Raw genomic sequence first — 8,464 nt, forward strand, 5'->3', positions numbered from 1 at the left:
TGACCCCTCAGCGTGGGAACCCAACCCAATGGACAACAATTAACGTCAGTTATTCGGCGATCGCCCCCAATACTTTAAGACTACCTTTTTGGGCATCACTCAAACCTTTTACCCCGCAGATATTCGCCCTTTCGTAAAGTCTGGGTACTCTCAAAGTTTTGAGACATTCTCGCCTTGGGACATTCCAAAGTTTAATTGTCTCATCCGCACTGCTACTGGCCAAGGTTTCACCATCGGGGCTAAAAGCTACCGCCAGCACCCAGCTTTGATGTCCGTTAAAAGTAGCATAACATTCATGGGTCCTCACATCCCACAAACGCACCGTATTGTTTTCTCCTCCACTCGCCAATAGTTGACCGTCTGGACTAAATGAAATCAGGTAAGTCCAAACTTGTTGACCTGGAAAAATTGCCAGACATTCTTGAGTTTTAACATCCCATAAACGCACCGTATTATCATTACTACTGCTCGCCAGTAGTTCCCCATTAGGACTAAAATTAACTGAGATTATCTCTCCCTGATGTCCGCGAAATTTTAGGGAAGTTTGCTGAAAATTAATGTCCCAAACTTGGACAATATTATCACTGCCACCCACCGCTATTTTTTGACTATCAGGACTAAAGGCAACTGTAAATATTTTGCAAGGATAATGTTTAATTTCATTGATTAACTTGGGGGTGGGTCTCACATCCCATAACTTAATAGTTCGGTCATCCCCGGCACTGACTAACAATTGATGATCGTAACTAAAAGCAACGGTATATAAATGGTTTGTGTGTGTGATTAATGTACTCAAACATTTATGATGCTCAACACTCCAACACCTGACGGTAAAATCTCGACTAGCACTAGCGATCGTTTGACCATCTGGACTAAAAGCCACTGATTGTACTCGTTCTTTATGTCCCCGTAAATTGGCTAATATATCACCTGTTTCTATATCCCAAATCCTGACATAGTAATCATCGCTACCACTGGCTAATGTCTTACCATCTGGACTAAAAACCACTGAACGTATCCAATTACACCAGCCTCCTAAAATGCTGTTGAGCTTGATATTATTAATGTTTTCCACATTCCACAAACTCACCTTTTTATCAGCAGCACACATAGCTAATATTTTACCATCTGGTGTAAAAGCTAGTTCCTCTATCCAAGAAGTATGTTCTTGTAAAGTATTGAGGAGTTGGGGATGATGAATATCGCTCACGTCCCACAGTTTCGTCGTGAGATCGCCACTTCCACTAGCGAGTATTTTGCCATTGGGACTAAAAGCTAATCCTCTGAGATCGCTATCGTGTGCCGAGATACTAGCAGCAACAGAAATGTTATTGATATCTGCAATTTGCCAAAGTTTAATGGTTCCGTCAGCACTCCCACTAGCTAAGACTTGACCATCAGAACTGAAAGCAACACCCCATACTTCTTCTTCATGGTCTTGTAAAGTTTTCAGGCATTTAGCATTAGCGACATCCCAAATTTTGATATTTGTGTCTTTGCTTGTGGTTGCCAAAATTTGACTATCTGGACTGAAAACCATTCGATTAATCCAACTGGTGTGTCCGGGGAGACACGCCAAACATTTACCATTATTAATATCCCACAACTGTACTGTACCATCTACACTCCCACTCGCCAATATTTTCATATTTGGACTCAGGTTAGAATCAAACAACAAATTAGGCTCTATCAGTACACTTTGGAAACATTCATGGTTTGCCATATCCCAATACTTGACGATTTTATCATAACTAGCACTGACAAGAATTTGCCCATTTTCATGGAATTTTAGGGTTTTTATGCTGAGGCGATGCCCTATCAATGTGGCAATTTTTGAGCCATCGGCAACTCGCCAAATATGAATTTTACCAGATTCATCACCTGTGGCTAAAAGTTTACCATCACGAGTAAAATCTAATGCTCTAACTATATTCATAGATTCCATAAAAAGACAGTTAGTTAAATTGGCTTTAGTGAAATTAACATCCTGCAAACTAGCACCCCTAAAATCAGCGCCCAAAATCACGGCATGACTGAGATCGCAACCCTCCAAAGCAGCCTTGTCAGTTTTCAAAAGCAGGGTGATTGCATTGCCACCAACATAGCCGACTTTTTCTAGGGTTTTTCGCCGTGTCGCCTTGACTACTTCCCGCAAGCGATCGCAAATATCCTGTAAGTTTTCCTCATCAGTGTTTGTCACGGGACGCAGCATCGGCAATAATAAATCTAGCACTGCTTTCGCCAGAGGCATTTCCCCAAATGTAGTTCGCAAATGTGCCAAAGACTCAGTAGAAAACATATTGAGAGGTGCAATCGAAATCACTTCTCCGTTAACATCAACTTCGCGGCGGAAATAATTAGACCAAGTGTAGTTTTGAGCAGTTTTCTGTGGATTTATATGGGACTGTGACTGTGCCAATTCCACGAAATCGGGAGCCAATATCCCCAATTCAGCAGCAAACTTATAAGCCACAAAAAACTCTAATAACGAACGGTGAGCCGGACTATAATCTCCATCTTCATTACGAATTAACATAGTCTGACCCATCATGTCAGTCATAATGCCAGTGATCCAAATCCTTTTGTTGTTGCACTTCCGACTCAAACAAGCGACGAATGCGATCGGGAAACTCTCGATAATTTAAACTCATCCGATTCTTAGATAGCATTTCCCAGGAGAGTTCGCACAGAAAATAAAGTTTATCTGCCAGAGAAGTAAATGTGCGCTTTTTCTGTATATCATGCTGCATTTTGCGGGTAACTGCATATAGATAAATTCTGGCTAAATCGATCGCTTTTCCGGCTTCGATATCCGGCAAGGCTTTCAGTATTAACTGACTCATGACCGGACGGCGTGCTAAATCGACAAGTTGGTGATTATTCATGACTTTTTCCACCGTCGCGGGTGAGGCTTCAAAGGAGAGAGCCTGACGAATTTGCTGGTCACTAAATTTTTTTAATTCCAGAACTTCAAACTGTGGCGGTTCTCCCGTTAATGCGGCGACGGAAGCCTGTAGTTCTGCATTCAGCAAAGCGCGCCCTTCTTTGGCTTCGGGAAAATGCTCAGTCCGACAAGTCAAAATAACTTTAGAACCAGAGACTACAGTTTGAGCCAATTCCCAAAAGTTATTAATCATCCGCTGTCGGTCAATTTTGGCGGCCATCTCGTCAAAGCCATCAAACATGACCAACAATTTGCCCTGGCGGTTCAGCCATTCAAAAGCAGAGTAACCCCCTCGCAAGGGGATTTCATGTTGCCGGAAAAAGAACTCAGAAAACAGCGATTCCATATTAACGGCACTGGCATAATCTCGCAATAAAATAACTATGGGTAATCGCGGCCGTTCAACTCCTTTATGTTTGGCTTTCAAATAACGCTGTAATTGTTTGCCAGCATAATGAAATATAAACCAAGTTTTTCCAGTGCCAAATTCCCCTAAAATTGAGAGATGTTTTTTGGCTGTATCGTCAATCCATTTATTAACATAACCATCAATCCAGCCATCGTCTTCGTCGTAGTGGCTGACTCCTAATTTTTGCTTGGTATGGGGGTCAACTTCCTCTTTTATGCAGGCGAGAGGTACATATTTATGGTGGATACCTCGCCGTTGAATTTCCTGTTCTAGCCATTGACAGTAGCCACTAAAATCTGCTTCTTGGTCGATAAGTTCGTCGAATGTATAGCAAAATAAGTTTTTATTTGGGCTTTTTTGGGCTGCATTTCTGGCGGCTTTACTGACTCGACGGACAGCGACTAACCATCCCTCGTTGGTGCGTTGGTTTTCCACAGACTGACGCAAAGCATTAAAATCGGAAAGTTCTGCTTCCCCTTCTACTCCCCGGACGAGAATGCGATCGTATCCCCGGCGGGCCTTGATTTTGATGATCCACTCAAAAAATCGATTCCCCTCGATTACTTCTTGAATATTGTAGCGCGAATCAAATTCATAATCGAGAATTTCAAACCATTCTCGCATCTGTTGGGGGAAGGCAAATTGGCGGCGATCGCGATCGGCTTTGATGGCCTGTTCCACGACTAACCGAAAATTAGTGCGGGTTACTGGTTTATCAAATAAATCGGTTAGTCTTTTCCATAATTTGGCTGCTTCTTGTCTGATATAAACTCTATTGAAATTAATCAGTGTCTCGATTTCGTCATATTTTTTGCCCTGCCAAGATAAACAAAAAATTTGTTTTTGCAAGTCGCTAATACTTTTGCCTTGGCGATCGCCTAAATATTTCTGATTGACAAACTCAAAAGCCTCTTCTGGAGTCATGGCAAATACTCCCCAACTCTGACATGGTAAAAATGAACTTATTATAGATGGTTTCCTGGCTTTCGAGCCAGAAAATTTCACCAAAATCTCATTTTTTTGCCCATTTATTCAGATTTCCTCTCACAAAGCGGCTAAATCCTATATAACAAAAACTAACTTTTTCCCCGATCATTTTCTAACCCAGAGCCTCAACTGCCACGGCGATAATTAGATTGTCAATGCCATCGGAGGAACTGCTTATGTTTTCTGTTGACACAGATACTACAGAAATCACCGGATTGCTGGGAGTGAATCCCAAGGCGATCGCTCGAAGTGATGGGGATATTTTAGAGTCTTTTGGTGCGAATCAACTGCTCATAGGGGGGGTTGCCGATCCGGTCGTTCTCCCAACCTTGGTATCAGTTGCGGGCGATAATCTTGTTATCCCTCTGGATATGTCCGTTGACCAAGGAAGAACTCCGGCGGAAACGGATTCTCACATCGCCCCGTCGGTAGATTCATTAACGGGAATAGCCTTAGCCAATAGTTACGAACAATTACAGCAATTTGCCAACAGCCCAGAGTTTCTCTCTCAGATGAGCATTGCTTTTGGAGATGATTTTGATGTTGAGGCGGCTCAGGATTTGGCAGATAGCTTGACTAATGGTACTTTCGAGATCCCACCGACTACGGTCGTTTCTGCTGCTGATATCAACGGAGCTAACGGGGCTTTTGCCGCAGAAACTAACAATATTTATCTGTCCAGTGAGTTTGTGGCTGAGAATGCTGATAACCCAGAGGCGATCGTCTCAGTGCTGTTAGAGGAGATAGGACATTATATCGACTCGCAGATTAACATCTCCGATACACCTGGAGATGAGGGTGCGATTTTTTCCGGTGTCGTCCAAGGCAGGGAGTTTGATGCAGGGGAACTTGAGGCATTAATGGCAGTAGATGATACCGCCACTGTGATGATCAATGGCGAAGCTACTCTCATAGAGCAGTCATCTTCTCGTACTCCTTTACTGACCCAACAAAATGCAAACTACTTTAGGAATCGTCCTCAGTTCTACACGACTGGTAACATTTTTGCTCAATCGATGTTTGGTTCTAGTCTAGTTGGTGGTCGTGGTCATACAGAAGGCAACTGTACTTGGTATGCACATGGTCGGGTGAAAGAGTTAGGAGGTAATGTTGCAGCTTTAAACTCAATGCGGGGTAATGCTAATCAGTGGCATACACAGCTATCTAATGGCGCACGTATCGTTAGCGACCCGCAACCAGGTGATATTGCTCAGTGGACGAGAAATGGGCAAAATCACGTCGCTGTGGTGGAAAGGGTTTACCAGCAAAATGGTGTAAGGCGGGTAACTCTTTCGGAGTCACACTACAGGAATAATTTTGATGGTGGTGGTGCAGGAACTTTACACCGAATAGTTGACTACACGGCAAATAACCCTGATCGTTATATCCGTGTTCCTGGCGTTTTATCTAGCACTGCACCTACTCAGCCTTCAACGAGTGCCTTCCGAGGTACTGTAGATGGGGCGCTCAATATCCGCAGCGGACCGGGGACTAACAACTCGATAGTTGGCTCTCTGATCCCTGGTCACAGTCGCACTTTTGACGCTGTGGCACGAGGCACAACCCATTGGGACGCTCGCGAACAGCGAAATGATAACCGCTGGTTCCGTATTCAAAACACCAATCAGTGGGTTTCCGCTTCTTTCATCACTGGCAATCCACTCTTCAGTGGCGCGGCAGATACCACTCTCAATATCCGCAGCGGACCAGGGACGAACTTCTCTGTCGTCGGCTCTCTAAGCAGTGGCAGTCGTCGCACTTTTGATGCTACAACTGTAGGCACAACTCATTGGGATACAAGGGAAAGGAAAAACGAGAACCGCTGGTTCCGCCTTCAAAACACCAATCAGTGGGTTTCCGCTGCTAACATCACTGGTGATCCCACTTACTAGAACCGACATCATGCCATAGAGTTATCTACCCTGGCTAGGGACTCGATTCTGATTTTTGAGTAATCAGGTAGGATGCCTGGCTAAGGTAGTTAACGCCGATCGCACTTATATCAATCCTTCCAGAAAAAAGGCGGCACCCGGATTTGAACCTAATACATAGCCTATAACCCCTATTCTACCGTTACTTAGGTGTTACTCAAAACCATAGTAGGATAACCAGTGAGTAACAAATGAGTAACGCTACTAATACCCCTACTGTAGGGGGAAAGGGTAACTATAACGAGAGTTACGCTAGATTCTTGAAAGCTTATCAGGAGTTTAAGGGAGAATGTCCCAGGGGGGTTAGTCTTAAACTTCAAAAGACCGGGACTAGATACAACCTACTATTGCAGTTTAAGCAACCACCTACCGGGAAACGCAGCTCTAAAACGGCTAACCTTGAGTGTACTCCAGAAGGAGTACTAGACGGCGTTAAGAAAGCTAAGTTGGTATCTGAAGCCCTGGGAACTACTAGCAGCGCTAGTGAATTTTGGGATTGGTACGATAAAACCATCCTAGGGCAAAATCAGATTAAGGATAATCTGATAACCTATCGAGAAATATTTCAACAAATTGAGGACGAGTATTTTGCGGGTTACAACCGCAACACAGGAAGGAAACGTTCTCGCGATATCGTAAGCGACTTATCGTCTTACGAGTCTACTAAAGGGACATATTTCAAGCTGTTCCCTAACTGGGATGAATATCCTAGCTGGGAGAGTTTCAAAGCTATGCTGTACACTCCCCTACGGAATGGAGAACAATTAATAGGCTCCAAAACCTTCAAGGAACGTTATTACATCTTAAAAGCCATAGCTGAGAAATCACCTAACAAAGAACACTTGCTTAAACAGCTTGAACCTATTAACCCCAAACAAACGCAATTCATAAAGAAACAACGGATAAGCATTGATGCCTTTAAGGATTGGTGGTATAGCGCCAAACAAGAAGCCTATACCATTAAAAGCAATACAATAAGCAATAACCGCCATAGTTGGTTGTGGGTTGCTGGTATGGCAGTAATGTACGGGTTAAGGCCTACTGAGATAGCTGCAGCCGTTAACTTAACCAAGCGTTATGTAACGGATGATGGCGTAATCATCAAAGCACTATCAGACCCCGATAATCAAGACAATTACTTGGTGCTAGGTGACTATGTTTACTTTACTGACGCAGAAGGCAGAAAGGTTAGCATCAAGACAGGGGGAAGGATTGTTGCACCAATACCTAGCTTTGATATGTTTGAGTTCCTGGAATTGAAACGGCCGTTGTTACCAGAATATAGCCCAACAAAAGGCGTTCAACCCAAAACCATAACGTCAGGCTTTGACAAAAAGTTTACCAACACAATTTTCTCTATGAAATGCCCGGTAACTCAAAAATATGCCTTTCGTAGACTGTACAACCTGTTGGGTGAAAAGTATGGATTGCCTATTGAGTTGAGAGCGAGACTTATGGGACATAGCACAATCGTCAATGAGGGTAAATACAAGACAGAAGGCATTGACGCTACCTTAGAAGTTCTCAAAGGGGTTTCTAAGTTACCTATACCATTGAACGTGGCTATAGAACGGTTAACAGCGTTAGGGGTTGATATTGATGCTCCAGAGGCTAAATTATTTCTCAGAGTTATCTATCAGATAGATTAATCTAATCGTCAACCTTTCATAAATTAACACCCCTAGACTAAACCCCTAGGGGTTATTTTATGGCTACAGATTGATGGATCCTGCTATGGTTTTGAGTAACACCTAAGTAACGGTAGAATAATACCCTATTGAACTTAATAATGAAATTCAAGCTACATTATATAGTCAATCAGAGCATAATAAGGCAAAAATAATTTGTAAGAATCCAACTAAGTATAGTGATATTGAACTAGCATGGGCTTATTATATTAATATTACTCAAGGATTTAGTTATAGATTAAATGCAGGATGGAGTACGTCAAAGATAGGTCGGAGTCAGGTGGCTACGTTTATAGCTAAAAAAGCTAGGCTATCTGAAGCGTTGGAAAGATTGGAAAAGGTTTACATTTCCTGCGAGGATGCTATTAAGTGTATTGAAAGGTGGGATTCACCTGATACACTATTCTATTGTGACCCGCCTTATCCCGGTAGTACACAAGGTCACTATAGCGGCTACACGATTAAAGATTGGACAAAACTATGTCATACATTAGATTGCATAACA

The 8,464-nt window shown here is 42.9% G+C and carries 5 protein-coding genes; 3 read left to right on the forward strand and 2 right to left on the reverse strand.

Translation table 11 applies throughout. From position 1 onward, the window contains the following. Nucleotides 1-49: 49 nt before the first annotated feature. Both B9T16_RS08735 and B9T16_RS08740 read right to left on the reverse strand, forming a co-directional pair. Nucleotides 50-2,560 carry a pentapeptide repeat-containing protein gene (locus B9T16_RS08735; RefSeq protein WP_410244560.1) on the reverse strand — a complete coding sequence of 837 codons (2,511 nt, stop codon included), beginning with the start codon at nt 2,558-2,560 and terminating at the stop codon, nt 50-52. After that, nucleotides 2,553-4,277: an NACHT domain-containing protein gene (locus B9T16_RS08740; RefSeq protein ID WP_410244561.1), complete on the reverse strand. Its 1,725-nt coding sequence runs from the start codon at nt 4,275-4,277 to the stop codon at nt 2,553-2,555. The genes B9T16_RS08735 and B9T16_RS08740 overlap by 8 nt, the downstream gene beginning before the upstream one ends. 239 nt (nt 4,278-4,516) lie before the next feature. Between B9T16_RS08740 and B9T16_RS08745 the strand changes: the two genes are divergently transcribed. The 3 genes from B9T16_RS08745 to B9T16_RS08755 form a co-directional block, all read left to right on the forward strand. Beyond that, complete coding sequence (locus B9T16_RS08745; protein ID WP_006618988.1) at nt 4,517-6,232, forward strand: CHAP domain-containing protein; 1,716 nt, start codon at nt 4,517-4,519, stop codon at nt 6,230-6,232. 230 nt (nt 6,233-6,462) lie between these two features. Continuing rightward, entirely contained in the window at nt 6,463-7,920 is a 1,458-nt protein-coding gene (locus B9T16_RS08750) for a recombinase (protein WP_410244562.1), read from the forward strand. 247 nt (nt 7,921-8,167) lie between these two features. Next, nucleotides 8,168-8,464: DNA adenine methylase (locus B9T16_RS08755; protein WP_410244563.1), on the forward strand; the 297-nt coding region annotated here is incomplete at its 3' end.

Source organism: Arthrospira sp. PCC 8006 (genome assembly GCF_046480465.1).
GTDB lineage: Bacteria > Cyanobacteriota > Cyanobacteriia > Cyanobacteriales > Microcoleaceae > Limnospira > Limnospira platensis.